General features: G+C 63.9%; 29 protein-coding genes and 1 pseudogene. 19 read left to right on the top strand and 11 right to left on the bottom strand.

Translation table 11 applies throughout. The annotated features are described in order from the left end of the window. The first annotated feature begins 3 nt into the window (after positions 1-3). The 4 genes from AB4Z51_RS35010 to AB4Z51_RS34995 all read left to right on the top strand — a co-directional run bounded on the left by AB4Z51_RS35010 (position 4) and on the right by AB4Z51_RS34995 (position 2,784). Positions 4-411 (top strand): ribulose bisphosphate carboxylase small subunit, encoded by a 408-nt coding sequence (locus AB4Z51_RS35010; RefSeq protein ID WP_085401319.1) that lies wholly within the window; start codon positions 4-6, stop codon positions 409-411. A gap of 98 nt (positions 412-509) precedes the next feature. Further along, positions 510-1,445 carry a CbbX protein gene (gene cbbX, locus AB4Z51_RS35005; RefSeq protein ID WP_085401318.1) on the top strand — a complete coding sequence of 312 codons (936 nt, stop codon included), beginning with the start codon at positions 510-512 and terminating at the stop codon, positions 1,443-1,445. Next, complete coding sequence (rpe, locus tag AB4Z51_RS35000) at positions 1,442-2,179, top strand: ribulose-phosphate 3-epimerase (RefSeq protein WP_085401317.1); 738 nt, start codon at positions 1,442-1,444, stop codon at positions 2,177-2,179. The genes cbbX and rpe overlap by 4 nt, the downstream gene beginning before the upstream one ends. Before the next feature lie 392 nt (positions 2,180-2,571). Further along, positions 2,572-2,784 (top strand): hypothetical protein, encoded by a 213-nt coding sequence (locus AB4Z51_RS34995; RefSeq protein WP_028148245.1) that lies wholly within the window; start codon positions 2,572-2,574, stop codon positions 2,782-2,784. Between the two features lie 31 nt (positions 2,785-2,815). Here AB4Z51_RS34995 and AB4Z51_RS34990 read toward each other — a convergent pair whose 3' ends face one another. After that, entirely contained in the window at positions 2,816-3,652 is an 837-nt protein-coding gene (locus AB4Z51_RS34990) for a universal stress protein (protein WP_085401316.1), read from the bottom strand. A 194-nt stretch (positions 3,653-3,846) separates the two neighbouring features. Between AB4Z51_RS34990 and AB4Z51_RS34985 the strand changes: the two genes are divergently transcribed. After that, positions 3,847-5,382 carry a Do family serine endopeptidase gene (locus tag AB4Z51_RS34985; RefSeq protein WP_063984957.1) on the top strand — a complete coding sequence of 512 codons (1,536 nt, stop codon included), beginning with the start codon at positions 3,847-3,849 and terminating at the stop codon, positions 5,380-5,382. Between the two features lie 271 nt (positions 5,383-5,653). After that, positions 5,654-6,016 (top strand): hypothetical protein, encoded by a 363-nt coding sequence (locus AB4Z51_RS34980; protein ID WP_028148242.1) that lies wholly within the window; start codon positions 5,654-5,656, stop codon positions 6,014-6,016. Positions 6,017-6,028: 12 nt separating this feature from the next. On the opposite strand, the gene AB4Z51_RS34975 is transcribed toward AB4Z51_RS34980, so the two are convergent. Together AB4Z51_RS34975 and AB4Z51_RS34970 are read right to left on the bottom strand one after the other, a co-directional pair. Then, on the bottom strand, positions 6,029-6,328 hold the full coding sequence (locus AB4Z51_RS34975; RefSeq protein WP_085401315.1) for a DUF6496 domain-containing protein: 300 nt from the start codon (positions 6,326-6,328) through the stop codon (positions 6,029-6,031). A gap of 71 nt (positions 6,329-6,399) precedes the next feature. After that, on the bottom strand, positions 6,400-6,594 hold the full coding sequence (locus tag AB4Z51_RS34970; protein ID WP_028148240.1) for a DUF3072 domain-containing protein: 195 nt from the start codon (positions 6,592-6,594) through the stop codon (positions 6,400-6,402). A gap of 115 nt (positions 6,595-6,709) precedes the next feature. Here AB4Z51_RS34970 and AB4Z51_RS34965 point away from each other — a divergent pair, with 115 nt between their 5' ends. Both AB4Z51_RS34965 and AB4Z51_RS34960 read left to right on the top strand, forming a co-directional pair. After that, positions 6,710-6,931 carry a hypothetical protein gene (locus AB4Z51_RS34965; protein ID WP_038958668.1) on the top strand — a complete coding sequence of 74 codons (222 nt, stop codon included), beginning with the start codon at positions 6,710-6,712 and terminating at the stop codon, positions 6,929-6,931. Between the two features lie 18 nt (positions 6,932-6,949). Further along, positions 6,950-7,135, top strand: a complete 186-nt coding sequence (locus AB4Z51_RS34960; protein ID WP_085401314.1) for a hypothetical protein — start codon at positions 6,950-6,952, stop codon at positions 7,133-7,135. Positions 7,136-7,233: 98 nt separating this feature from the next. Here AB4Z51_RS34960 and AB4Z51_RS34955 read toward each other — a convergent pair whose 3' ends face one another. Both AB4Z51_RS34955 and AB4Z51_RS34950 read right to left on the bottom strand, forming a co-directional pair. Next, positions 7,234-7,479 carry a hypothetical protein gene (locus tag AB4Z51_RS34955; RefSeq protein WP_063984953.1) on the bottom strand — a complete coding sequence of 82 codons (246 nt, stop codon included), beginning with the start codon at positions 7,477-7,479 and terminating at the stop codon, positions 7,234-7,236. A 96-nt stretch (positions 7,480-7,575) separates the two neighbouring features. Next, entirely contained in the window at positions 7,576-7,833 is a 258-nt protein-coding gene (locus AB4Z51_RS34950; protein ID WP_441498928.1) for a hypothetical protein, read from the bottom strand. Between the two features lie 140 nt (positions 7,834-7,973). Between AB4Z51_RS34950 and AB4Z51_RS34945 the strand changes: the two genes are divergently transcribed. Further along, positions 7,974-8,195, top strand: coding sequence for a hypothetical protein (locus AB4Z51_RS34945; RefSeq protein WP_085401333.1), 222 nt, complete (start codon positions 7,974-7,976; stop codon positions 8,193-8,195). 88 nt (positions 8,196-8,283) lie between these two features. Here the strand turns inward: AB4Z51_RS34945 and AB4Z51_RS34940 are convergent, their stop codons facing one another. The 3 genes from AB4Z51_RS34940 to AB4Z51_RS34930 form a co-directional block, all read right to left on the bottom strand. Continuing rightward, positions 8,284-9,774: an HWE histidine kinase domain-containing protein gene (locus AB4Z51_RS34940; protein WP_441498927.1), complete on the bottom strand. Its 1,491-nt coding sequence runs from the start codon at positions 9,772-9,774 to the stop codon at positions 8,284-8,286. Positions 9,775-9,788: 14 nt separating this feature from the next. Continuing rightward, on the bottom strand, positions 9,789-16,082 hold the full coding sequence (locus AB4Z51_RS34935) for a HAMP domain-containing protein (protein WP_441498926.1): 6,294 nt from the start codon (positions 16,080-16,082) through the stop codon (positions 9,789-9,791). Positions 16,083-16,449: 367 nt separating this feature from the next. Continuing rightward, positions 16,450-16,962, bottom strand: a complete 513-nt coding sequence (locus AB4Z51_RS34930) for a DUF4142 domain-containing protein (RefSeq protein ID WP_085401311.1) — start codon at positions 16,960-16,962, stop codon at positions 16,450-16,452. A 95-nt stretch (positions 16,963-17,057) separates the two neighbouring features. On the opposite strand from AB4Z51_RS34930, the gene AB4Z51_RS34925 reads away from it, so the two are divergent. From AB4Z51_RS34925 to AB4Z51_RS34915, 3 genes are all read left to right on the top strand, one after another. Next, on the top strand, positions 17,058-17,252 hold the full coding sequence (locus AB4Z51_RS34925; RefSeq protein WP_085401310.1) for a hypothetical protein: 195 nt from the start codon (positions 17,058-17,060) through the stop codon (positions 17,250-17,252). Between the two features lie 117 nt (positions 17,253-17,369). Further along, positions 17,370-17,501 carry a hypothetical protein gene (locus tag AB4Z51_RS34920; protein WP_256376429.1) on the top strand — a complete coding sequence of 44 codons (132 nt, stop codon included), beginning with the start codon at positions 17,370-17,372 and terminating at the stop codon, positions 17,499-17,501. Positions 17,502-17,582: 81 nt separating this feature from the next. Next, positions 17,583-17,789 (top strand): hypothetical protein, encoded by a 207-nt coding sequence (locus AB4Z51_RS34915; protein ID WP_028148231.1) that lies wholly within the window; start codon positions 17,583-17,585, stop codon positions 17,787-17,789. Positions 17,790-17,926: 137 nt separating this feature from the next. On the opposite strand, the gene AB4Z51_RS34910 is transcribed toward AB4Z51_RS34915, so the two are convergent. Continuing rightward, positions 17,927-18,187 carry a hypothetical protein gene (locus tag AB4Z51_RS34910; protein ID WP_028148230.1) on the bottom strand — a complete coding sequence of 87 codons (261 nt, stop codon included), beginning with the start codon at positions 18,185-18,187 and terminating at the stop codon, positions 17,927-17,929. Between the two features lie 177 nt (positions 18,188-18,364). Here AB4Z51_RS34910 and AB4Z51_RS34905 point away from each other — a divergent pair, with 177 nt between their 5' ends. Both AB4Z51_RS34905 and AB4Z51_RS34900 read left to right on the top strand, forming a co-directional pair. Further along, a complete protein-coding gene (locus AB4Z51_RS34905; protein WP_166350489.1) occupies positions 18,365-18,523 on the top strand; it encodes a hypothetical protein in 159 nt (52 codons plus the stop codon). Between the two features lie 283 nt (positions 18,524-18,806). After that, complete coding sequence (locus tag AB4Z51_RS34900) at positions 18,807-19,181, top strand: PRC-barrel domain-containing protein (RefSeq protein WP_085401308.1); 375 nt, start codon at positions 18,807-18,809, stop codon at positions 19,179-19,181. 96 nt (positions 19,182-19,277) lie between these two features. Here AB4Z51_RS34900 and AB4Z51_RS34895 read toward each other — a convergent pair whose 3' ends face one another. Beyond that, the gene (locus AB4Z51_RS34895) at positions 19,278-19,742 is read right to left on the bottom strand and encodes a winged helix-turn-helix transcriptional regulator (protein WP_441498925.1); all 465 of its coding nucleotides are present in this window, start codon (positions 19,740-19,742) and stop codon (positions 19,278-19,280) included. 165 nt (positions 19,743-19,907) lie between these two features. Here AB4Z51_RS34895 and AB4Z51_RS34890 point away from each other — a divergent pair, with 165 nt between their 5' ends. The 5 genes from AB4Z51_RS34890 to AB4Z51_RS34870 all read left to right on the top strand — a co-directional run bounded on the left by AB4Z51_RS34890 (position 19,908) and on the right by AB4Z51_RS34870 (position 25,054). After that, a complete protein-coding gene (locus AB4Z51_RS34890) occupies positions 19,908-20,645 on the top strand; it encodes an SDR family oxidoreductase (protein WP_085401331.1) in 738 nt (245 codons plus the stop codon). 62 nt (positions 20,646-20,707) lie between these two features. Beyond that, positions 20,708-21,709: an NAD(P)H-dependent flavin oxidoreductase gene (locus AB4Z51_RS34885; RefSeq protein ID WP_085401306.1), complete on the top strand. Its 1,002-nt coding sequence runs from the start codon at positions 20,708-20,710 to the stop codon at positions 21,707-21,709. Positions 21,710-21,818: 109 nt separating this feature from the next. Continuing rightward, positions 21,819-22,238: a hypothetical protein gene (locus AB4Z51_RS34880; protein ID WP_085401305.1), complete on the top strand. Its 420-nt coding sequence runs from the start codon at positions 21,819-21,821 to the stop codon at positions 22,236-22,238. A 118-nt stretch (positions 22,239-22,356) separates the two neighbouring features. Then, positions 22,357-23,931 carry an alkaline phosphatase D family protein gene (locus AB4Z51_RS34875; RefSeq protein ID WP_441498924.1) on the top strand — a complete coding sequence of 525 codons (1,575 nt, stop codon included), beginning with the start codon at positions 22,357-22,359 and terminating at the stop codon, positions 23,929-23,931. Positions 23,932-24,235: 304 nt separating this feature from the next. Then, positions 24,236-25,054, top strand: a complete 819-nt coding sequence (locus tag AB4Z51_RS34870; RefSeq protein ID WP_085401303.1) for an aldo/keto reductase — start codon at positions 24,236-24,238, stop codon at positions 25,052-25,054. Between the two features lie 95 nt (positions 25,055-25,149). Here the strand turns inward: AB4Z51_RS34870 and AB4Z51_RS34865 are convergent. Then, positions 25,150-25,294, bottom strand: a pseudogene (locus AB4Z51_RS34865) (IS110 family transposase); the annotation flags it as partial.

Below are 25,294 nucleotides of genomic sequence, written 5' to 3'. Positions count from 1 at the left end.
GATATGAAACTGACCCAGGGCTGCTTCTCGTTCCTGCCTGATCTGACCGACGACCAGATCACGAAGCAGTTGCAATATTGCCTCGCCAATGGCTGGGCGGTGAATATCGAGTTCACCGACGATCCGCATCCCCGCAACACCTATTGGGAGATGTGGGGCCTGCCGATGTTCGACCTCCAGGACGCCGCCGGCGTGATGATGGAGCTCGCCGAGTGCCGCAGGGTCTACGGCGACCGCTACATCCGCATCAGTGGATTCGACTCCAGCCATGGCTGGGAATCGGTGCGGATCTCGTTCCTCGTCAACCGCCCGCCGCAGGAAGCCGAGTTCGACCTGGTGCGGCAGGAGGTCGGCGGACGTGCGATCCGCTACACCACCGTGCGCCGGCCGGCCGCGCACGCGTCGACCTAGTCATTCCTCTCCGCGCGGAGCACTCCCTGCTCCGTTTCCTTGGCGGACCACTGCTTCGCCGCTCCCCCCGCGGCGAAGCTCTTTTCTTCGAGGTGCCGATGCTTGATGTCCCTCATGCGACGACCGCTGAAACCAGCGAGACCAGCTTCGATCTCCGCAAGGAGGCCGAGGCGGCCGGAATCACTGACACGCTGCAACAGCTCGAGCAGGAGCTGATCGGCCTCCGGCCGGTCAAGAACCGCGTGCGTCAGATCGCGTCACTGCTGCTGATCGAGCGCATCCGCCAGCGTGCGGGACTGGCATCGTCGCCCCCGACACTGCACATGTCGTTCACCGGTAATCCGGGCACGGGCAAGACCACGGTGGCGCTGCGCATGGCAAAGATCCTGCACGGCCTCGGTTTCGTGCGGCGCGGGCAGGTGATCTCGGTGACGCGCGACGATCTCGTTGGCCAGTATATCGGCCATACCGCGCCGAAGACGAAGGAGATATTGAAGAAGGCGATGGGCGGCGTGTTGTTCATCGACGAGGCCTATTATCTGCACCGGCCTGACAACGAGCGCGATTACGGCCAGGAGGCGATCGAGATCCTGCTCCAGGTGATGGAGAACCAGCGCGAGGACCTCGTCGTGATCCTCGCCGGCTATGGCGAGCGGATGACGAGCTTCTTCGCCTCCAACCCGGGCTTCCGTTCGCGCATCGCCCATCACATCGACTTCCCGGACTATGCGGAAGCCGAGCTTCTCGTCATCGCCGAGCTGATGCTGAAGGAGCGTGGATACCGCTTCTCGGCGGCGGCGCGCGGGGCCTTCGAAAAATACATCGCACTGCGCCGGACCCAGCCCTTCTTCTCCAACGCGCGCTCGATCCGCAACGCGGTCGATCGTATCCGCCTCCGCCAGGCCGATCGCCTCGTCTCCGATCTCGACCGCATGCTCGATGTCGCCGATCTCGAAACGATCGATCCGACGGATGTCCTTGCGAGCCGCGTTTTCAGCGGTGGTGCGGACGCGCAGAGGAGTGCGAAGTCATGACGGGAGAAATCCTCATCGCGCCTTCGATCCTGGCCGCCGATTTCGCGCGCCTCGGCGAGGAGATCAGGGCTATTGATGCTGCCGGCGCCGACTGGATCCACTGCGACGTCATGGACGGACATTTCGTGCCGAACATCAGCTATGGCGCCGACGTCATCAAGGCGATCCGGCCGGCGACGGCGAAGATCTTTGACGTGCATCTGATGATCGCGCCTGTTGATCCCTATCTGGAGGCGTTCGCAAAGGCAGGCGCCGACGTCATCACGGTTCATGCCGAAGCCGGCCCGCATCTGGACCGCTCGCTCCAGGCCATCCGTGCGCTCGGCAAGAAGGCTGGCGTCAGCCTGTGTCCGGCTACACCGGAAGCCGCGATCGAATACGTGCTTGATCGTCTCGACCTCGTGCTGGTGATGACGGTCAATCCCGGCTTCGGCGGCCAGTCCTTCCTCGACTCCCAGATCGAGAAGATCAGGCGCATTCGAAGCATGATCGGCGACCGGCCGATCCGGCTCGAGGTCGATGGCGGCATCACGCGCGACAATGCCGCCGCTGTGGCTGCCGCGGGCGCCGACACCCTCGTGGCAGGATCGGCCGTGTTCCGCGGCAAGAGCAGCGCCGATTATGCGGGCAACATCGCCGCCATCCGCGCTGCTGCGGAGGCCGGCAGGGTTCCGAAGCTGCAACATGGTTCGGCGCAGACGATCCGGGCCGGCGAGACCGCGCTCACCCGGTAGAATACGGCATACCGGCGTGGCAGAGCCGGCGTCGCACTGGTTGTACCATGGCGTGCCATTCCGTCCGAGGTTCTACAGGGCACGCTGCACGGCGCAGCGGGCCTTCCTCGCGCTAGAGTTCTGCGCAGAAATGCAGGGCAATCTCATCGGGTGGCCGGAATCGATCGAACGGTATCTTGATCTGATCGGCATCTCCGTCGCGCGCCAGCGCTACGCCTGGCCAATGAGTTCCACGTGGGGTTCTCCGATAGGAACCAATGGAGGCCTGCGCGTTTCCCAGACGTTAACCCAGGTTGCGCGGGGCGCCTCGCACGCAGTAAATGTTTTGCATAACCGCCATCGGCCTGACGTAAATCAGGGCAATAAGCTCAGTGAATGCGAGGGAGGGTCTCATGGAGAACGTACGTCGCTACCGGGCGCTGGCGTCTCTCTGTCGTCAGCAGGCGGCCTATCGGCCGCTCCAGAACTGGCAACTCCTTGGGCAAGCCGAACATTTCGAATACCTCGCCGAGATTGCGCTGAAGGCGCATTTCGACGCGTGCAATGCGCAACCCGAGGACGACGCCATCGCCACCGCGCCATTTGAGACCCCCGCCGCGGCGTGAGCGCGTCGGTCCGTTGCGGATCATCTCTCGATCAATGCGACATCAGCGTCGGGACCGTCATGGCTTCCAGCATGGCGCGGGTGACGCCGCCGAGGAAGCGTTCCTGCAACCGCGAGTGGCCGTAGCCGCCCATGACCAGGAGATCGAGGCTCTCGTCGGCGGCCAGCGACAGGATGGTCGGCTGGATGTCGGAGCGCGCCGCCGACAGGCTGACGGTGCGGGTCGACAATCCGCGCCGGCCGAGGTGTCTTGCCAGATGGCTTGCTGAGACCTCGTCGGGAACCGCGTCGGCTTCGTTGATCGTGATGATCACGATCTCCTCGGCGCGGGCCAGGAAGGGAGCGGCGTCGCGCATCGCGCGAGCGGCGAGGCGGCTGCCATCCCAGCAGATGCCGATCCGGTTCGCCCTGAATGACCCACGAAAGGTGTAGGGCAGGAACAGCACCGGTCCGCCCGCCTGGAACAGGATCTCGCCGGGCATATCATTGTCGAATGAGCCTTGCGCCGGATCGGGCTGCAGCACGATGCTGAGATCGTGGAGCCGCGCCATCTCGCCGAGCGAGCCGGCTGCGTCCGCGGGGATTGCGCCGAGCGGGTGGCAGGTGCAGGAGATGCCGGCGTTCGTGGCTTCGCTCCGAAATATCGCCAACGCGGCCTCGGCACGCTCCACCGCGCGCTCGCGCTCCATCTCGAACACCGCCGCTACGGCGGCACCGCCATCCAGGACATAGGCAGTGCTGCTCGCGACGTACCCGACGGCGACCGCGTCGACGTGTGCGTTGAGTCTCGCCGCGAGCGAGATCGAGCCGTCGATCACCGCGCTCATCGGGCGCTCGGTCGGGATGTGGACGAGAATGTCTTTGTACATGGCGCGCCTCCGGTGGACATCATCCAGTGGCCGCAGTCTATCACGGCGCACGGGGCCTGCGTTGAGCCGCATCAAATGTGCAGCCCTGATTTTCGCGGCACCTTTGCCAAGATTTAATCGGACGGACGGGACGCCGTAAGGTGACGATGTCCATGTTGGTTGCAAGGCGACTTACCCAACATGGACATTTCGACATGAACGATCACGTCAATTCCGACACCACCACGTCCCGCAAGATCTTGAAGCCGCGCCGGCTTGCGCTGCTGGGCACCGTGGCCGCGCTTGGCGTGGCCGTGCTCGCTGCCTCTCCCGCCTCTTCGCAGTTCGGTCTKAATTCCTTCATCGGGCCGGCCCAGGCGGCGGAAGCCGCCGCGACGCCGCCGGGCTTCGGCGATCTCGTCAGCAAGGTCAAACCCGCCGTCATCTCGGTGCGGGTCAGGATCGACCAGGACAATGACAAGAGCGCGATGCTGCAACAGAACCGGATGGATTCGGACGAGGATTCGCCGTTCGACCAGTTTTCGCGGCAGTTCGGCTTCCGCGGCCCGGGTGGCATGAACGGCATGCCGCGCCAGCGCCACCAGATGATCACGGGCGAGGGTTCCGGCTTCTTCATCTCCGCCGACGGCTATGCCGTGACCAACAACCACGTCGTCGATCACGCCGAGTCGGTACAGGTGACCATGGATGACGGCACGAGCTACACCGCGAAGGTGGTAGGCACCGATCCGAAGACCGATCTCGCGCTGATCAAGGTCGATGGCAAGAGGGACTTTCCGTTCGTCAAATTCTCCGACCAGAAGCCGCGCATCGGCGACTGGGTGGTCGCGGTCGGCAACCCCTTCGGCCTCGGTGGCACCGTGACCGCCGGCATCGTCTCGGCCAATGGTCGCGACATCGGCAACGGTCCCTATGACGACTTCATCCAGATCGACGCGCCGATCAACAAGGGTAATTCCGGCGGTCCGGCCTTCGACATGAACGGCAACGTGATCGGCGTGAACACCGCGATCTTCTCACCCTCCGGCGGTTCGGTCGGTATCGGCTTCGACATTCCGGCTTCGACCGCGAAGCTCGTCGTCGCGCAGCTGAAGGACAAGGGCTCGGTCACCCGCGGCTGGCTCGGTGTGCAGGTGCAACCGGTGAGCGCCGAGATCGCCGACAGCCTCGGCCTCAAGGAGGCGCGCGGCGCGATCGTGGACAATCCGCAGGACGGCAGCCCCGCGGCGAAGGCCGGCATCGAGGCGGGCGACGTCATCACCGCCGTCAACGGTACCGCGATCAAGGACTCCCGCGATCTCGCCCGCACCATTGCCACCCTGGCGCCGGGCACGTCCGTGAAGCTCGACGTCTTCCACAAAGGCGCGAGCAAGACGGTGACACTCGCCCTCGGCGAGTTGCCGAACGAGCGGCAGGCCAAGGCCGGCGAGGGCAAGGCGCAGCCGAACACCGGCACGCCGCGCCTCGGTCTCAGCCTGGCGCCGGCAGGCGACGTCCAGGGCGCGGGCCAAAAGGGCGTGGTCGTGACCGAGGTCGATCCGCAGGGACCCGCCGCGCAGCGCGGCATCCAGACCGGCGACGTCATTCTCAATGTCGGTGGCAAGGCCGTTGCCAATGTCGGTGACGTCCGCTCCGAGCTGGCGCAGGCCAAATCGTCCGGCAAGAACAGCGTGCTGTTGCAGGTGAAGAGCCAGGAAGCGACGCGGTTCGTCGCGGTGCCGCTGGCCTAAGCCTCGCGCTTCCCGCGGCAAACTCAAAAGGCGGCCTGCGGGCCGCCTTTTTCGTGCGCGTCTGGAAGATTCCCACAGGTGCCGATAACATTCTCGTTAACGGCAGCGTTGATGACGGGTTCGTCCGAAAAAGCCGCGTTCGCTCGTCACAGTTCGGAATCACGTGTTGGGCTTTGGCGTCAATGAAGACGCCCAGGCGAATTGCAGGAGTGGAACTTCGAACGCCCGGCCTTCTTGTGGAACCGGTGGTTCGCATTTGATCGGTGCCGACATGGATCGATTGAAGCTCTCGCTGAGGTGTGCGCTGCTTGTGGCGCCGCTTGTCCTGACGACCGGAAGCGCCCTGGGGCGCGACGATGGCCGCTACGCCAACTCGCCCCTGAAACCCTGGTTCGACAGCTTGCGCAGCCATCTTGGGCCCTGCTGCTCGGATGCAGATGGCTTTGCTGTATCCGACCCCGATTGGGAATCGCACGATGGGCACTATCGCGTGCGGCTCGACGGGCAGTGGGTGGATGTGCCTGATGAGGCCGTCATCACCGAGCCAAACCGGGCTGGCCACACCATGGTATGGCCGGTGAAGACTGCGTTCGGGATTTCGATCCGCTGCTTCATGCCGGGCAGCATGATCTGACGCGGGTGGGCGTTACCGCTTGCTGGATTTGCGCTTCGAGGTCTTCTTCGTTGTCTTGGTCGTCTTCCTGGCCGTCTTCTTGGCTGTCTTCTTCTTGGACGTTTTCCGCTTCGACGCCTTCTTCGGGACTTTCTTGCCCTTCGCGCGCGCTTCCGACAGGCCGATTGCGATCGCCTGCTTGCGACTCTTCACGCGTCCGCCACGACCGCCGGGGCCGCTTTTCGCGGTGCCCTTCTTATAACCGCGCATCTCGCGCTCGACATCACTGCTGGCGCTGCGTGAGTAGCGGCGTTTCTTTGCCTTGCGTGCCATCAACTCTCTCCCTTGGCCCGGGAAAGAACCGCATCACTGACCCTACGTTCCAAATGCGCTGGCCGCGTTCCTCAGAAGGAGTTCGCCAACTCGATCTCGTCTTCCAGCGCTCGAATGCGGCGCGCAGCCTCAGTGGAGGACAGAGCCCGATCGTATTGAGTGGGCTGATAGGCTTCCTCGCTCAGACGCTTCAGCCTCAGCCCCTGCGCTCTCGTCATCTGCTCCGTGAGGAAAACCCTGGCGTCGTATTTACCCTGAACCTGCATCTGGCCTCTCCGTTCTCAAATCGTCACTTGACTATATGTTCTTATTTTGTTCTAACAAGCCATGGACAACAGAATTAATGAAATTCGACGCAAAATCAGCGCCTTGAGGCTCGAGATGGCCGACATCGAGGTGTCTGTGCGCGACCTCGTCGATCGCGACCGCGACTGCACAGAAAAGGCCCTGGCGCAGATGGATCTGCGCCGGAAAATCAACCTGCTGATCGGCGAATGGAAGGCGGCCGGTGGCGGCGATGTCTTGCCTGACGTCCGCGAGCGGGTCCGCCTTCGTCCTGCAACGACATCCGGTAGTCCGCTGCGCGTGATCGCGCGCCGCTGAGAATTTTGGGAGCGTGCGGTGGAAGAAGACCCGGACACGTACCGGATTCTAAAACTGCGCGCCGAAATTCTCGAACTCGGCTCCGCCATCCGGCAATTGCAGCGCGAGGGTCTCGACGATGCCGCAGCGCAGCTCCTGATCGCACGCAAACGTGCACGGCTGGAGCATCTCGTGAAGGCGAATGCCACGGGACGGCCGCTTTAGCGATGCGACGCTGGAAGGATTCCCAATCTAGCTCCAAACTCCAGCTCCAAAGCGAAAGGCCCCGCGTCGCCGCGAGGCCTTTGATTGTCGGCCGGAGCTCACTTGGTGTTGCTCATGCCGCCCTTGTTGTTCGTCATGGTGCCGCCTTGGTCGGAGCCGGGGCCAGAACCACCTTGACCGGAGGGATCAGCGCCCTTGGAGGACTTGGTGTTGGCACCCGTGGTCTGCGACGAGGACATAGCGGATCCATGCTTGGCCTTATGCGACTTGGCCTGCACGGCGAACGGAGCGGCGGCGAGGCCGGTTGCCAACATCACGGTAAGAGCGAGCTTGGTGGTTTTCATGCGCGGGAACTCCCTGAGTTGAATTGACGCAGGCAGCCAACCGCCATTTGCTGCAGGAGTTCCGAACGAAATCGCCCGGTGCGCGTCACGCGCGCTTCAAAATTCCTTGTCCTCGGCGAGGATGAACACGAGGCCCGTGAGCGTTGCGCCGATCGCGAACGTCGTCACCAGTGTGATGATGAAGACCATGCCGGCCGAATGTCCGCCGTGGTTCAACAAATTTGCGACGGCCGGATTGAACAGGACGAGGGCGAGACCGAAGACAAGGCCGAGGGCTGCGCCCATCATCGCATGCGTCATCAKCTTGATGACGCCGGTCGGAGAGATGAGGCTCGGCGACTTTTTCCCGCGCATGGAACCGCCTCGCGGTGTGGCATAAAACGCATGCGACGATTGCGGGTTCCATTGTCATGACGATTTTGTCATTCCCCGCTTCATCCGACGTTCATGGCGGTCTTGCGAGGATGAATGCCATCAACACGGGAACATTCGATATGGGTAAGGTCGTCTTTCTCTATCGCTCGCTGGCCTATCGCAACGCGGCTGCGGACATGCTGCGCAAGGCGCGCAGGCTGCCGCGCGGCGCCGAGCGGAGCGCAGCCCGCCGTTACGCGCGGGCGCTGCGCGAGCTTTCGCAAACGGAAGCCTGGCTGGAAGGACGTGTCGCTGACGAACCGCAGGCGATGCAGAGCATGAGGGTCGCCGCGACGCGCTAGATCATGATCGGTTCTGAGTGAATCAGGGCCGAAGCTCCAGATTCCTATCTTTACGCGCGAACCGGAGCCCACTTCGCTCGCAAACGCGCTAGCCTGAGGCCCGCTGAAGGGGTTCGGACGGAGCCACGTCGAACTTGCTCGCGGCCGGCGGCGCTACGGTCTTCCGCGTCAGCGGCACCTCAAGGCGGCACAACAGGCCTTCGGCACGCCAGTTGAATTCCGCCTGTCCGCCGAGTTGCGATTCCACACTGGCAAGCAGGCTCCGCGTGCCGAAGCCACGGGATTTCGGCGTCCTCACCAGCGGACCGCCGGTTTCGTCCCAGGTCAGTGTGAGGTGGTCGTCCTCGACCTGCCAGCCGATCGCAAGCCGCCCAGACCGCGTCGAGAGCGCGCCATATTTCGCCGAGTTGGTGAAAAGCTCATGCAGCGCCAGCGCCAGCGTCTGCGCTGTCGCCGGCGCCAGCTGAACTTCCGGACCGGCCAGCTTGATCTGGCCGCCGAGCGAGTAGGGCGCGAGCTCCTCGTCGATCAGCCTTGAGAGTTCGGCGCCCTGCCAGCTCGACAGCGACAGGATCGTGTGCACGCGCGCCAGCGCGTTGATGCGCCCCTCGACGGCGTTGACGTAAGCCTTGACCTCGTCGGCGCGGGTGAGGCGCACGATCGATTGCGCCAGCGCCAGCGCGTTCTTGGCTCGATGATCCACCTCGCGCGCCAGCAGGTTTTGTCTCTCTTCCGCGCGTTTGCGTTCGGTGATGTCCACGGTGACGCCGCTCACGCGCACCACGCGGCCGCCCTGGTCCACCGTCGCGGCTGCCGTGCCGACGCACCAGCGCACCTCGCCATCGGGCCGGCTGACGCGAAACTCGCCTTCATAGGCGTGCGCGCCGGTGTTGAACGCGGCAATCGCCTGGCCGAACTGGTCGACGTCATCAGGGTGCAGCAGCGCCTGGATGTTGGCTGAGGTGACGTTGAAGGTCTCCGGCGTCACGCCGAAGATGCGGTACTGGCCTTCGTCCCACATCCAGTCGCCGTTGACCCAGTCCCAGTCCCACGATCCCATCTTGCCGGCGGCGATCGCCATGCTGCGCCGCTCTTCGCTCTCGCGCAGCTTTGCGGTGGAATTCTCCAGCTCGGCCGTGCGTGCGCGAACGCGGTCTTCGAGCTCCTGGTTCAGCCGTTCGAGCTCGCGTGTCTTGCGGTAGAGTTCGGCGAACACCTTGATCTTGGCGCGCAGCACCTCCGGCACGACCGGCACCGGGACGTAGTCGACGGCACCCATCTCGTAGCCGCGTAAGCGGTCGATATCGCTGACCTGAATGGCCGAGATGAAGATCATCGCGGTCTTCTGGAAGCGCGGATGCTCGCGGATCATCGCGGCCAGCTCGAATCCGTCGAGCTCGGGCATGCAGACGTCGACCAGGATCATCGCGATCTCGGTCTTGAGCAGCACCTCCAGCGCCTCGCGGCCCGATGATGCGATCACGAGGTTCTCGCCGAGTTCCTTCAGGATCACCTCGTAGGCGAGCAGCTTGGCCGGCTGGTCGTCGACGAGGAGGATGTTGACCTTTTCGTGGTCCATTCGCGGATCCAAACTCAGCGGTGCAGCCACATGCGGATTGCAAGCAGCAATTGATCGGTGTTGACGGGTTTGGCGAGGTAGTCGGACGCACCGGCTTCCAGGCATTTCTCACGRTCGCCCTTCATCGCCTTGGCTGTCAGCGCGATGATCGGAAGGCGGGCGAAGGCCGGATTTTCGCGAATGACGCCGATGGTCTGATAGCCATCCATCTGCGGCATCATGATGTCCATCAGCACGATGGCGATCTCCGGATTGGATTCGACCAGCGTTACCGCCTCGCGGCCGGTCGTGGCCGTCAGCACCTTCATGCCCCGACGTTCCAAGACGCTCGACAGCGCGAAGATGTTGCGGGCGTCGTCGTCGACGAGCAGGGCGGTCTTGCCGATCAGGTCTTCGTCGGAACTGTTCAGCTTCTCCAGCATGCGCTGCTTCTCGACCGGCAGTTCCGTGATGACGCGATGCAGGAACAAGGCGGTCTCGTCGAGCAGGCGCTCCGGCGATTCCACGCCCTTGACCACGATGCTGCGCGCCATGGTGTGGAGTTCCGCATCTTCCTCCGCCGAGAGCTCGCGGCCGGTGAAGACCACCACCGGAACGTTCGACAGCGCCTCGTCGTTGCGGATCTGGTCCAGCACCTCGAAGCCGCTCATGTCGGGCAGCCGCAGGTCGAGCACCACGCAATCGCAGGGTGCCTCGCGCAGTGTCGAGAGCGCGCCGGCGCCGGTATCCGTCGTCACGATCTCGATGTCGTCGTGATGCAGCAACTCGCGGATCGAGAGCTGCTCGGCCTCGTTGTCCTCGACGATCAGGAGCCGCTTGCGCCGCGGCCGCGCATATTCCTTGATCTGCGTCAGCGCGGCTGAGACGCCCTCGGTCGTGGTCGGCTTGTTGACGAAGGAGAAGGCACCGCGGGCCAGCGCATGCTGGCGGTCCTCGTCGAGCGTGATGATCTGCACGGGGATGTGGCGGGTCAGCGGATTGTGCTTGAGCTGGCTCAGCACCGTCCAGCCCAGCATATCAGGCAGGAACACGTCGAGCGAAACGGCCCGCGGCTGATACTGCTTGGCGAGCTCCAGCGCCTCCGCGCCGCGCGCGGCGACCAGAACCTTGAAGCCCTTGTCACGGGCGAGATCGACCAGCACGCGGGCATAATGCGGATCGTCCTCGACGATGAGCAGGATGGTATCGCCGGGCGCGAGGTTGAGGCGGTCGTCGGCAATCTGCTCGATGACGCGCTGCTGTTCGGGCGCAGCCGCTTGCAACGCCGGTGGCTGACTGTACTGCTGCGGCGCGGGTGCACGCGGCGCGAGCGTCGGGCCGGAATATTTCAGCGGCAGATAGAGCGTGAAGGACGAGCCCTTGCCGGGCGCGCTGCGCAGATGGATCTCGCCGCCGAGCAGGCTCGCGAGCTCGCGGCTGATCGCAAGTCCGAGACCGGTGCCGCCGTATTTGCGGCTGGTGCCGGCGTCCGCCTGCTGGAACGCCTCGAAGATCRGCTTCTGCTTCTCGAGGGGAATGCCGATGCCGGTGTCCGTCACTTCGAACGCGATCACCGCCGGCGCTGAGTTCAGCACCGGATGATCCGTGCCCCAGCCGCCGACCGCGGCGACGACCTTCAGGCGCACCTCGCCTTCGGCGGTGAACTTGAAGGCGTTGGAAAGCAGGTTCTTGAGAACCTGCTGCAGGCGCTTGGAGTCGGTGACGATGCTGCGGGCCAGGTTCGGGTCGACGTCGATCTTGAACGACAGGTTGCGGTTTTCCGCCTCGTGCCGGAACGGCCGCCCGACGGTCTCGAGCAGGTTTGCAGTCAGAATCTCCTCGGCGTCGACCGTCACCGTGCCGGATTCGATCTTGGAGAGATCCAGGATGTCGCTGATGAGGTTGAGCAGGTCGGTGCCGGCGCCATGGATGGTGCGGGCGAACTCGACCTGCTTGGCCGAGAGGTTGCCATCCGGATTGTCGGTGAGCTGCTGTCCCAGGATCAGGATCGAGTTCAGCGGTGTGCGCAGCTCGTGGCTCATATTGGCGAGGAATTCGGACTTGTACTTCGAGGTCAGCGCGAGCTCGGTCGCCTTTTCCTCCAGTGCGCGGCGGGCCTGCTCGATTTCCTGGTTCTTGCGCTCGACCTCGACGTTGCGCTCGGCGAGCTGCTGCGCCTTCTGCTCGAGCTGGTCGTTGGTCTGCTGCAATTCGCGCTGCTGGGTCTGAAGCTCGCCGGCAAGCTGCTGCGACTGCTTGAGCAGGCCTTCGGTCTGCATCGTCGCCTCGATCGAGTTGAGCACGATGCCGATGGAGTCGGTAAGCTGCTCGAGGAATGTCATCTGCGAGGTCGTGAACGAGGTCAGCGAGGCGAGCTCGATCACCGCCTTGACCTGGCCTTCGAACAGCACCGGCAGCACGACGAGGTTCTTTGGCGCGACGCGGAACAGCGCCGAGTTGATCGGCACCACGTCGGGTGGAATGTCGGCAATGACGCGCGGCCGTCTGTCGAGGGCGCATTGGCCGATCAGGCCGTCGCCGAGCGGGAGCACGCGCTGATAGGGATAGACGCCGTCGCCGGCATAGGAGGCGAGCAACAGGAGCCGCGGACTATCCTCGTTCTCGACCTGGTAGATCACGCCGGTATGGGCGTTCACCAGGGGTGACAATTCGGTCAGCAGCAGCCGGCCGACGGTGGTGAGATCGCGCTGACCCTGGAGCATGTTGGTGAATTTGGCGAGGTTGGTCTTGAGCCAGTCCTGCTCTGTGTTCACGTCCGTCGTGAGACGGAGGTTCGTGATCATCGTGTTGATGTTGTCTTTCAGCTCGGCGACTTCGCCGCGGGCGTCGACCTGGATCGACCGCGTCAGGTCGCCCTTGGTCACGGCGGTCGCGACTTCCGCGATCGCGCGCACCTGCGAGGTGAGGTTGGCTGCGAGCAGGTTGACGTTGCCGGTGAGGTCCTTCCAGGTGCCGGCTGCACCCGGCACGTCGGCCTGGCCGCCGAGCCGTCCCTCGACGCCTACCTCGCGCGCCACCGACGTCACCTGATCGGCGAAGGTCGCGAGCGTCTCGGTCATGTTGTTGATGGTGTCGGCGAGCGCCGCGACCTCGCCCTTGGATTTCACAGTGAGATTTTGCTTCAAATCACCGTTCGCAACTGCGGTCACCACCTTGACGATGCCGCGGACCTGCTCGGTCAGGTTCGCCGCCATGAAGTTGACGGTGTCGGTGAGGTCCTTCCAGGTGCCGGCCACACCGGGCACCTGGGCCTGGCCGCCGAGTTCGCCTTCAGTGCCGACTTCACGCGCGACGCGGGTGACTTCGCCGGCAAACGCGTTGAGCTGGTCCACCATGGTGTTGATGGTGTTCTTCAGCTCGAGGATTTCGCCCTTCACGTCCACGGTGATCTTGCGGGACAAGTCGCCGCGCGCGACGGCGGTGGTGACCTCGGCGATGTTGCGGACCTGCGTCGTGAGGTTCGCGGCCAGCAGGTTGACGTTGTCGGTGAGATCCTTCCAGGTGCCGCCGACGCCGGGCACGACGGCTTGACCGCCGAGCCGGCCCTCGGTGCCGACCTCGCGCGCGACGCGCGTCACTTCGGCGGCGAAGGAGCGCAGCTGCTCCACCATCGTGTTCAAGGTGTCCTTGAGCAGCAAGATCTCGCCGCGCACGTCCACCGTGATCTTCTTCGACAGGTCGCCGCCGGCGATCGCGGTCGCGACCTCGGCGATGTTGCGGACCTGGGCCGTCAGGTTCGAGGCCATGAAGTTGACGTTGTCGGTGAGGTCCTTCCAGGTGCCGGCGACGCCGGACACCTCGGCCTGACCGCCGAGCTTGCCTTCGGTGCCGACCTCGCGCGCCACACGCGTGACCTCGCCGGCGAAGGCGTTGAGCTGGTCGACCATGGTGTTGATGGTGTTCTTGAGCTCGAGGATTTCGCCCTTCACGTCCACGGTGATCTTGCGGGACAAGTCGCCGCGCGCCACGGCGGTGGTCACTTCGGCGATGTTTCGGACCTGGGCGGTGAGGTTGCCCGCCATCGAGTTCACGCTGTCGGTCAAATCCTTCCAGGTGCCGSCGACGCCGGGCACGTTGGCCTGGCCGCCGAGGCGGCCTTCGGTGCCGACCTCGCGCGCCACGCGCGTCACCTCGCCCGCGAAGCGGTTGAGCTGGTCGACCATCGTGTTCAGCGTGTCCTTGAGCTGAAGGATCTCGCCGCGGACGTCCACCGTGATCTTGCGTGACAGGTCACCGCCGGCGATGGCGGTCGCGACCTCGGCGATGTTACGAACCTGTGCGGTGAGGTTGCCCGCCATCGAGTTCACGGAGTCGGTCAAGTCCTTCCAGGTGCCGGCGACGCCGGGCACGTCGGCCTGGCCGCCGAGCTTGCCGTCGGTGCCGACCTCGCGCGCGACGCGCGTGACTTCGCCGGCGAAGGCGTTGAGCTGGTCCACCATGGTGTTGAGCGTTTCCTTCAGCTGAAGGATTTCGCCCGACACATTCACGGTGATCTTCTTGGACAGGTCGCCCTTGGCGACCGCGGTCGCGACTTCGGCGATGTTGCGGACCTGACCGGTGAGGTTCGAGGCCATCGAGTTGACGGAATCGGTCAGGTCTTTCCAGGTGCCGCCGACGCCGCGCACGACGGCCTGACCGCCGAGCTTGCCTTCGGTGCCGACCTCGCGCGCGACGCGCGTGACTTCGCCGGCGAAGGCGTTGAGCTGGTCCACCATGGTGTTGATGGTGTCCTTCAGCTCCAGAATTTCGCCGCGCACGTCCACGGTGATCTTCTTCGACAAGTCGCCGCCGGCGACCGCCGTGGTCACCTCGGCGATATTGCGGACCTGCGCGGTCAGGTTCGACGCCATCGAGTTGACGCTTTCCGTCAGGTCCTTCCAGGTGCCGGCGACGCCGAGCACGTTGGCCTGGCCGCCGAGCCGTCCCTCGGTGCCGACTTCGCGCGCCACGCGCGTGACTTCGCCGGCGAAGGCATTGAGCTGGTCCACGCAGGTGTTGAGCGTTTCCTTCAACTGAAGGATCTCGCCCGAGACGTTCACCGTGATCTTCTTCGACAGGTCGCCGCCGGCGATCGCGGTCGCGACGTCGGCGATGTTGCKGACCTGCGCGGTCAGGTTCGACGCCATGAAGTTGACGTTGTCGGTGAGGTCCTTCCAGGTGCCGGCCACACCGGGCACCTGGGCCTGGCCGCCGAGCTTGCCCTCGGTGCCGACCTCGCGCGCCACGCGCGTCACTTCGGAGGCAAAAGAGTTGAGCTGGTCCACCATCGTGTTGATGGTGTCCTTCAGCTCCAGGATCTCGCCGCGCACGTCCACCGTGATCTTGCGCGACAGGTCGCCGCGCGCCACGGCGGTCGTCACGTTGGCGATGTTGCGGACCTGGGCGGTGAGGTTGCCGCACATCGCGTTCACGGAGTCGGTCAGGTCCTTCCAGGTGCCGGCGACGCCGGGCACGATCGCCTGTCCGCCGAGCTTGCCGTCGGTGCCGACCTCGCGCGCCACGCGCGTCACTTCGGAGGCGAAGGAGCGCAGCTGGTCCACCATCGTGTTGATGGCTTCCTTGAGCTGAAGGATCTCGCCGCGGACGTCGACGGTGATCTTCTTGGACAAGTCGCCGTTGGCGACCGCGATCGTCACCTCGGCGATGTTACGAACCTGGTTGGTCAGGTTGTTCGCCATCGAGTTGACGCTCTCGGTCAGATCCTTCCAGACGCCGGTCACTTCCGGCACCTGGGCCTGGCCGCCGAGTTTGCCTTCGGTGCCGACCTCGCGCGCCACGCGCGTCACCTCGGAGGTGAACACGCCGAGCTGCTTGATCATGGTGTTGACGATGGTCGCCGACTGCAGGAATTCACCGCGCAGCGGGCGGCCGTCGACGTCCAGCTTGACAGTCTGGAGCAGGTCGCCTTGCGCCACCGCAGCGACCGCGCGCGTCACTTCGCGCGTCGGCCACAGGAGGTCGTCGATCAGCGTGTTGACGGAGCCTTCCATGTCGGCCCAGGAGCCGCTGGCGAGGCCGAACTTCACGCGCTGGCGGGTCTTGCCCTCGCGCCCCACGACCTGACCGACCAGCTCGAGCTGCTGCGCCATGCGCTGGTTGGCGGCGATGATTTCATTAAAAGTGTCGGCGATCTTGCCGTCGATGCCGAGATAGTCCCCGCTCATCCGCACCGAAAAATCGCCGCTGCGCATCGCCTGCAAGGCGAGCAGCAATTCCGGCCGCGAATCCGGGTCCGACATACCATTGGTTTTTGGCTTTGGGACGCGACGACCGGAGCGTGATGCAGTTCCGGGATCGAGGTCGCTCATACTGATTCCCCCGCGGCGTCGGCCGAATCCAAGGCGTGACGCAGTTGTCAAAATAGACCGTCAGCCAAATTCGAAATCAAGCGCCAACGTTGCAGCGCTTGGAATTGGAACCTGCCGTGCTCAGCCCGGCCAAAATAACGGTGAGGAGTGACGATGGTTCCATCCCGTTCAGGAAAAAGCCGGCCGGCCGCTGCACCAGAGCTCCGAGCCGTCCTAGGAGAGGGTGCTGGCGCGCCCAGCGGGCGCGGGGCTGTGACTGGCGACCCTGCCGCAAGCTCCGCCACGTCACGCGCTGATTCGCTGACCACGGGGACCGCGACCAGCGGCCGGAGAGCCAGCAGCATCATCCGGAAGACAAATAGGGCTGCTATTTATCCGCCATGGTGCGCTCCGCATCTTTCACCTGCGTGCGCAGCATCGGCAATTGYTCGCGCGCGAAGGCGGCGAGCGCAGGATTGTCGGGCGCTTTCAGATAGCGCTCGAGCAGGTTGATGGCGGAGTCATATTCGGGGATTTGCGCGGCATAGAAGCTTCTGACGTAAGTCGGTCCATCCGCATTTTCGGGCTCGACGAGGCTTGCGCTCACTGACGTCGTCTTGCCGGCGTGCGGCTCCGCACCGATCGCGTCCTGAATCTGCTTCAGGGTTTTGTCGCGCTTGCCCGCCTCCTCGGCGCGCAGGGCCGCGAGATTCTTCACCTCCGCATTGCCTTTCAGGTCGGTGCTTTCCAGCAGGCCCTGCTGGAAACGGCTGAAGCTATAGAGGCCGGTGATGACATCGGTTGCGGTCGGCACGCGGTCGCCGGCCGTTCGCTCACCCATATTGTCGGCGAACGCCGAGGTGCTGATGAAAGCCAGGATGATCGCGACGAGAATCCTCATGCATCTCCAATGACCGATGGCGTGCGAAGTTCCCCCGGCGTTACGATCCGGTAAGGGCGATTGCGGAGCGAGAGTTCCGTTCCCACATCTTCTGTATGAAACAGTCTGACATCTTCAGGGATAACGCCGACAACTGCCTTCAGCTCGCCGAGCGCGCGGAAGGGCAGCCCACCCACAAACGCTATTTGCGCATGGCGGCTGCCTGGACGGCATTGGCGAACGAGCAGGACTGGCTGGACGGTGAAATCCCGCCCGTAAAGGTCCGCGTCCTCCGAACGCAGGATGCGTGAGCGCTCTCATCTCTGTGAATCTGCGTGTGAGACCGCTCACGGAATGCAAGCAACCAATCCAGGATCATCCACGAACGGTCGATCGCGTTGATTTCGATTCCAGAAGGAGGTTTTGCGATGGCTCCACGTCTGGCTCTTCTCTCGCTCATTCTCGCCTTTGGCGTCTCGGTCGCGTTCGCGACAGTGACGACGGTGCGGCAGGTGCATCTGGAGAATGCATCGGCGGCGATCCACGCCACGCATAGTTAGCGCTGCGGGCCTCGCGCGCCGGAACATTCGTTGTGCCGGCGCGTAAGCGCTTCAGGACATCTGGAGAGGCGAGAGGACATCATGGCGCATTCCGACCACGGCATCGTCAAGGACAAGCGGGCGGAAGATCAACCGCGCGACAAGCAGCGCGCGCAAGCCGTGCACAAGACGGATTCGAAGGGCTCGCCGTCGCGCGAAGCAACGCGCGATCCCAAGCTCAACGACAACACCAAGACACCGGGCTCCGGCGTGATGCCGGACGATTCCGGCGACGCGCCGACCGGCTAGTTCTCGCGAGGAACGAATCCCTTCGCGACGAGTCGACGGATTGCTTCCGGCTGTCATGCCCCCGGTGCGCCGGAAGCAATCTCCAAGGACGGCCCTGGCACGCCACTGTGCCGGGGTCGTTTTTGCTTGGGAGAGACTCAATCCTCGGTGTCGCCCTCGGGCTTCGCCGGCGCGTGTCCTTCGGGACCGCGACCAAAGACACCAAACTCGCTTGATTTGATGCCTGCCGACGGGTCGATGCTCGTCTCGATGCCCGCGGCTGCGAGCCCGAACTTGAGAAGCTCTCGGACCGCCGCAGCGCGCGTCGGCATGCGGTGCTTGAATCGGAAATCATCGACGGCGGCCAGCTCTTCCGGCGAGAGCATAACCTGGAGGCGCTCGGCGCGAAGGTCATTCATGGTCGATCACGCAAAGTGAGTAAGTTGAGTAGTTTGCTCAACGAACGAGTTTGGCGCGAGTTCCACAAGAGTCGGAAAAATCGTCAGATTAGTAAAAATAATCAGTGAAATCAATAAGTTATTATTGAAACAACTCTGGCGGTGGCGCATTCTTTCGGAAGAGAGGGAGAACAGGCCATGACGGAGGAAGTCAGGTTACCCCGTAAGCTTTCCGAAGAGCCCGAGGCGCCCAAACCGGTGCGTCCGAGCCATCAGAAGGTCATCGAGCAAGTCGAGCGCTGGGCCAACAGCTCGGGGCTGCAACCACCGAGGACGGAAGATGCGAAGACGATCTGAGCCCCACACGTTCGAACAACGTCTCAAGGCAGAGCAGCTGCGGCTCGAGCACGAACTGTCGTGCTTGCCGGATGGACAGCAGCGCGATTCTGTTATGGCGCGCATCGATCAGCTTCAGACTGCTGCCGCGATGCATGATTTCCTGATGCTACCGGAGGCCGCGGCCGCTCGCTGATCGCCCCTGGCGACCGTGCTCCGTGTCTGATGCGACCACCAGAACATGCGCCGGAACGTTCGCTCGCAGACCCGGTTGGTTCACACGTTGGCTGAGTGGAGAATTGGGATGCTGATGCAAGACGAGTTGGACCGCAGCGAGATGGGCAGGTTGATCGGCAGCGACAAGGTCGAGGGAACATCGGTCTATGGCGCCGATCGCAACAAGATCGGTTCGATCGAACGCGTGATGATCGACAAGGTCAGCGGAAAGGTCTCCTACGTCGTGCTCGGCTTCGGCGGTTTCTTGGGCCTCGGCAACGACCACTATCCGCTGCCTTGGCAGTCGCTGAAATACGATACGGAGCTCGGCGGCTATGTCACCGGGATTACCGCCAAGACGCTCGAAGGCGCGCCGAAATACGACGAACGAAGCGACTGGAACTGGGGTGACGACGCGGCAGTCCGCGGCATCAACTCGTATTACGGCGTTCCCTTCGCGTAAGCTCCCATGGAAAGCGAGCTCCGATGAGCAAGGAACGGCCCACCGACTGGATGCCCCGGTCGAGGCGGGGCACGACACCTTTTGCTTGGCGCCACTCTACCCCACCGCTTCCTTCCGCCCCGGCCCCGCATGCACATGCACCTGTTTCGCATGCAGTGGCTCACCGCATTCCGAGCAGACCATCACGGGGTCGAACTCCTTGCCGCAAGTCTTGTGCTGGTGCAGCAGCGGGCGGCCGCGCTCGTCGCCCATGTGGGTGTCGCCCCAATGCACCATCGCCATGATGATCGGGTAGAGGTCGAGGCCCTTCTGCGTCAGGATGTATTCGTAGCGCTTGGGCGCCTCGGAATAGGGGACGCGGCGCAGGATGCCGAACCGCACCAGCTTCTTCAGACGCTCCGAGAGCAGGTGCCGCGTGATCTGGAGCGAGGACTGAAATCCCTCGAACCGGCGCACGCGTAAAAAACATTCGCGCAGGATCAGCAGCGTCCAGCGGTCGCCGACCACGGCGATGGTGCGGGAGAGCAAGCAGGGCTCTTCATCCAGCGTGTCCCACTTCATGTAGCGATCTCCGGCAAAGGGTAGTAAGTCAGAAAAAGGAACTGACTTGAATGATCAGCGCTATTCTCGCTGCAGGCTACCATTCACCCCTGTAGTTTGACAGTTCTATTTTAGAACTATAGCCTCCGGCTCAATCACATGCCGTTCCCACAGGAGGAGGTGACCTTGCCCAAGCGAAACGCGACAGCCGCCGTGATCGGGGCCGGCGATTTCATCGGCTCCGAGATCGCCAAGAAATTTGCCGCGGAAGGTTTCACGGTCTTTGCCGGGCGCCGCAACGGCGACAAGCTGGCGCCGCTGGTGAAGGACATCGAGGCCGCCGGCGGCGAGATTCACGCGCGCTCGCTCGATGCACGCAAAGAGGAGGAGGTCATCTCCTTCCTCAATGACGCCGACCAGCATGCGCCGCTCGAAGTCTGCATCTTCAACGTCGGTGCCAACGTCAATTTCCCGATCCTCGACACCACCGAGCGCGTGTTCCGGAAGGTGTGGGAGATGGCCTGCTATTCCGGCTTCCTGGCCGGCAGAGAAGCGGCGCGGCTGATGCTGCCGCGCGGTGGCGGCAACATCTTCTTCACCGGTGCGACGGCGAGCTTGCGCGGCGGCAGCGGCTTTGCTGCCTTTGCCAGCGCAAAATTCGGACTGCGCGCAGTGGCGCAGGCGATGGCGCGCGAGCTCGGGCCGAACAACATCCACGTCGCCCATCTCATCATCGATTCCGGCGTCGACACCGAGTGGGTGCGGCAGCGCCGGCTCGAAGCGCTCGGGGCGAATGCGATTGATAATCCCGATCTTCTGATGCCGCCGTCATCTGTCGCGGATGCCTATTGGCAGCTCTATCAGCAGCCGAAGAGCGCCTGGACCTTCGAGATGGAGATCCGTCCCTTCGGAGAGAAATGGTGACCGCGGAGCAAGACTGCGGCTAGACTGATCCCAATACAAACTGAAATCCGGGAGGCCCCTACGTGAAGACCGCGATCACCGAACTGTTCGGCATCGAGCACCCGATCATTCAGGGTGGCATGCATTTCGTCGGCTTTGCCGAACTCGCCGCTGCCGTCTCCAATGCCGGAGGGCTCGGCATCATCACGGGTCTCACGCAGAAGACGCCGGAATTGCTCGCGAAGGAAATCGCGCGCTGCCGCGACATGACGGACAAGCCGTTCGGCGTGAACCTCACCTTCCTGCCGACCTTCGCGGCGCCGCCTTATCCGGAATACATCGCGGCCATCGTCGAAGGCGGCATCAAGGCGGTGGAGACGGCGGGGCGCAGCCCCGAACAATACATGCCTGCGCTGAAGGCCGCCGGCATCAAGGTGATCCACAAATGCACGTCCGTGCGCCACTCCCTGAAGGCCGAGCGCATCGGCTGCGACGCCGTCAGCGTCGACGGCTTTGAGTGCGGCGGCCATCCCGGCGAGGACGACATTCCCAACATGATCCTGCTGCCGCGCGCGGCGGAGGAATTGAAGATCCCGTTCGTCGCCTCCGGCGGGATGGCGGACGGGCGCAGCCTCGTCGCAGCGCTGTCGCTGGGTGCGGCCGGCATGAACATGGGCACGCGCTTCATCGCCACCAGGGAAGCACCGGTGCATCAGAACGTGAAGAACGCGCTTGTTGCGGCAACCGAGCTCGACACCCGCCTGATCATGCGCGCTCTGCGCAACACCGAGCGCGTGCTCAAGAACGCCAACGTCGATCGTCTGCTCGAGATCGAGCGCGAGAAGGGCGCCAAGCTGAGCATCGACGACATCCACGACCAGGTCGCGGGCGTCTATCCGAAGATCATGCTGGACGGCCAGATGGACGCGGGTGCCTGGAGCTGCGGCATGGTCGCAGGGCTGATCCACGACATCCCCTCCTGCAAGGAGCTCGTCGATCGCATCATGGATGAGGCGGAAGAGATCATCCGCAGCCGCCTGATGGGGTTCCTGGACGGGACGGGTGCGGCGCGAAAGGTCGCCTGACACCGCCAAACTTCTTAACCACGGCGGCACTTGGCCGCTGGAATTGCGCGTGACGCCTCCTAAATAGAGGTAAATTACCCCTTGAAATAAGTGATTTCAGGAGGCGTCCGTGGTCCTGAAGAGCGTTTCTTTTGCAGTTGCCGTTGCCCTCGTGCTCGCATGGGGCGGCATTGCGCGCGCTGACGACTACAAGCCCGACGAATATCTCGGTCTCGATCTCTCCAAGGCGGTGCTGTCGCCGAAGCGGCTTGGGCCCGAGACGCAGTTCGCCCCGGTCGCGTTGGAGGCGAAGGGTGGCAACGAGGCGCAGGCGCGCGGCGAACCCATCGACGTGCCGAAGAAAGTTGCCGCCGAGCGCGTGCACGTGACCGGGCCGAAGGTTGTTCATGCCAGGAGCGCCCAGCCGCGCGGCGCAGCGCGCACCAAGCTTGCACATCGTCGCGGCAATCCGCTGGACGCGCAGGCGATGGACACCCGCATCCAGACCTGGCCGTGCCGCACCGGCGGCATCTGCAACTGGAAGCACTAGCCGGATCTCTCGCGTCATCCGGGCGTCGCAAAACCGTAGGCGCGGAGTCAAGAAACCGTCAGGATAGGAGTCAAGGAGCGCAGGCACCTTCCGTCGTGATTCGACGAAGGTTTCCTGAATGGCAACGCTCCGCGCCTCGCGCGCATGGACCCGGCGGCAGTTCCTGGTCCGCTCGACTTCAAGCCTCGCCGTTGCCGCGCTCGGCACACTCGCAAAGCCATCCATCAGCCGCGCCGCCGATCGCCCGCAGATCGCGGGTGGCATTCAGTCCGGCGATGTCTCGGATGGCTCCGCCGTGATCTGGGCGCGCGCCGACCGGCCCGCGCGGATGCAGGTGGAATGCGCGACCGTCGAGAGTTTCAAGACGATCATGGCGTCAGCTTCGCGCGACGCGCTGCCCGATGCCGACTTCACCGCAAAACTGCTGCTGAACGATCTGCCGTCCGGGCAGGACATCTTCTATCGCGTGCGCTTCGACGACATCGCCACCGGCATTGCCGGCGAAAGCCGCGTCGGCCATTTCCGCACAGCGCCGGCCGCAGGGCAATCGATCTCGTTCGTGTGGTCAGGCGACGTCGCGGGGCAGGGCTGGGGCATCGACATCTCGCGCGGCGGCTATCGCAGCTATCGCACCATGCTCGACAATCGCCCGGACTTCTTCATCCACTCCGGCGATCACATCTACGCCGACTGCACGATTCCCTCTGAGCAGAAGCTGCCGAACGGCGAGACCTGGCGCAATCTGGTGACCGAGGAAAAAGCCGAGGCCGCGCACACGCTGGCGCAATTCCGCGGCAACTACAAATACAACCATCTCGACGAGCATTTTCGCGCGTTCCATGCGGAGGTGCCGATGTTCGCACAGTGGGACGACCACGAGGTCACCAACGACTGGTCGCCGACCGGCAGCTATGACGACGCCGGCTATGAGGACGACGGCACGCCGCGCCTGGTCGCGCGCGCCCGCCGTGCCTTCTTCGATTTCATGCCGATCCGCGACGTCGGCGCGCGACAGGGCCGCGTCTATCGCAAGATCGCTTACGGTCCGCTGCTCGACGTCTTCATGATCGACATGCGCAGCTACCGTGACGACAGTTGGAACAAGGGCGAGGACCATCGCGGCTGGATTCTCGGTGCCGAGCAGCTCGCCTGGCTGAAGCGGGAGCTTGCCGCTTCGCGTGCGACCTGGAAGGTGATCGCGGCCGACCTGCCGATCGGCCTCGTCAGTCTCGATGCCGTCGCGCTCGGCAATGGAGCGCCCGATCGGCGTGAGCATGAAATTGCCGACCTCCTCAGCTCCATCAAGCGCGCCGGCATCCGCAACATCGTCTGGCTCACCGCCGACATGCACTACACCGCCGCGCATTATTACGATCCGAACAAGGCGCAATTCCAGGATTTTGAGCCGTTCTGGGAGTTCGTCTCCGGCCCGCTCCATGCCGGCACCTGGGGTCCGGGCGAGCTCGACAATACGTTTGGCCCGGTCGCGATGTACCAGAACGGCTGCAGCGAGGCGCAGGGGGAGAACCTCGCGCCGTGCTTCGGCCTGCAGTTCTTCGGCAGGGTCGATATCGACGGTGCGAGCGGCGTGATGACCGTGACCTTGAAAGACGTCGACAACCGCGACCTCTGGTCGGTCGACATCGTGCCGCAKCCGCAGGCGCGCCCGGCCGTGGTCGCGCAGCATTCGTGAGTGGGCAACTCTCTCCGTCGTCATGGCCGGGCTTGACCCGGCCATCCACGCCCTGCTGCTCGGCCCTGAGAACGTCGATGCCCGGGCATAGGCGAGCGGAAGCGACGCCGTCCTTCGGACGGCTATGCCCGGGCATGACGGTGGGGACGGATCGCGCATCCCAGCACTAACCCGATCTTGATTGGCCGCCTCGCGTCTCCTGCGCTATAGTCTCCATTCCCGCCACTTCTTTTCCATCACCGAAGAGTCTGCCCTTGCGGCCCCACCGCGTGTTCGGCGGCTGAAATACGTCAGGAGTTAGCTCATGGATCATCTGAAGACACAGGGCATCAGCATGCCCAAGCTCGGCCTCGGCACTTTCCGCATGCAGGGCGATGCCTGCCGCGCGGCGGTGGAGAGCGCGCTGTCGATCGGCTATCGCCACATCGACACCGCCGAGATGTACGCCAATGAAGAGCCGATCGGTGCCGCGCTCGCCGCGGCCCGGCTGCCGCGCGGCGAGCTGCATGTCACGACCAAGGTCTGGCACGAGAATCTCAGCCCCGATGCGATCCGCCGCGCCTTCGACGCCAGCCTGACCAAGCTCCGGCTCGACCATGTCGATCTCTACCTCGTGCACTGGCCGTCGAAATCCGCGAACTGGGGCGCGGTGTTCGAGACCCTGATGAAGCTGAAGGAGGAAGGGCGTACGCGGGCGATCGGCGTTGCCAATTTCACCACGGCGCTGCTCAAGATCGCGGTCGAGGACATCAAGGCGCCGATCGCCTGCAACCAGATCGAATATCACGCCATGCTCGATCAATCGAAGGTGCTGGCCTATCTCAACGCCAAATCGATCCCGCTGGTCGCCTATTGCCCGCTCGCGCAAGGACGCATCGCGTCAGATCCGGCGTTGGCCGAGATCGGCGCCAGGCACAACGCGACCGCCGCGCAGGTCGCGCTGAAGTGGCTGCTCGACCAGAACGGTGTCGCTGCGATCCCGAAGGCCTCGCGCCGCGAGAGCCAGCAGGCCAATCTCGATGCGCTGAAGATCACGCTCGACGATGCCGACCGCAAGAAGATCGCGGCGTTGCCCAAGGACAGGCGTTGCGTCAATCCAGGCTTTGCGCCGGTGTGGGATTAAAACTCGACGCTGAACGCACCGCCCTTACCCTCTCCCCTTGCGGGAGAGGGTGGCTCGCCGCGTAGCGGCGAGACGGGTGAGCGACTGATTCGCTGTCAAGCGGGTTGCCATGGTGTTTTCGTCCTGATCATGACATTGAGGATGGTCAGCAGCTTGCGGGCGACGGCGATCAGGGCAACGAGCTTCGGCTTTCCATTGGCCACGAGGCGCTCAAAGAAGGCCTTGAGGACGGGGTTGTTG

The sequence above is a fragment of the Bradyrhizobium sp. 2TAF36 genome (assembly GCF_052114925.1).
GTDB classification, from domain to species: domain Bacteria; phylum Pseudomonadota; class Alphaproteobacteria; order Rhizobiales; family Xanthobacteraceae; genus Bradyrhizobium; species Bradyrhizobium barranii.
The sequence above is the reverse complement of the archived record's forward strand: the minus strand, read 5'-3'. Positions and strand labels throughout refer to the sequence as shown.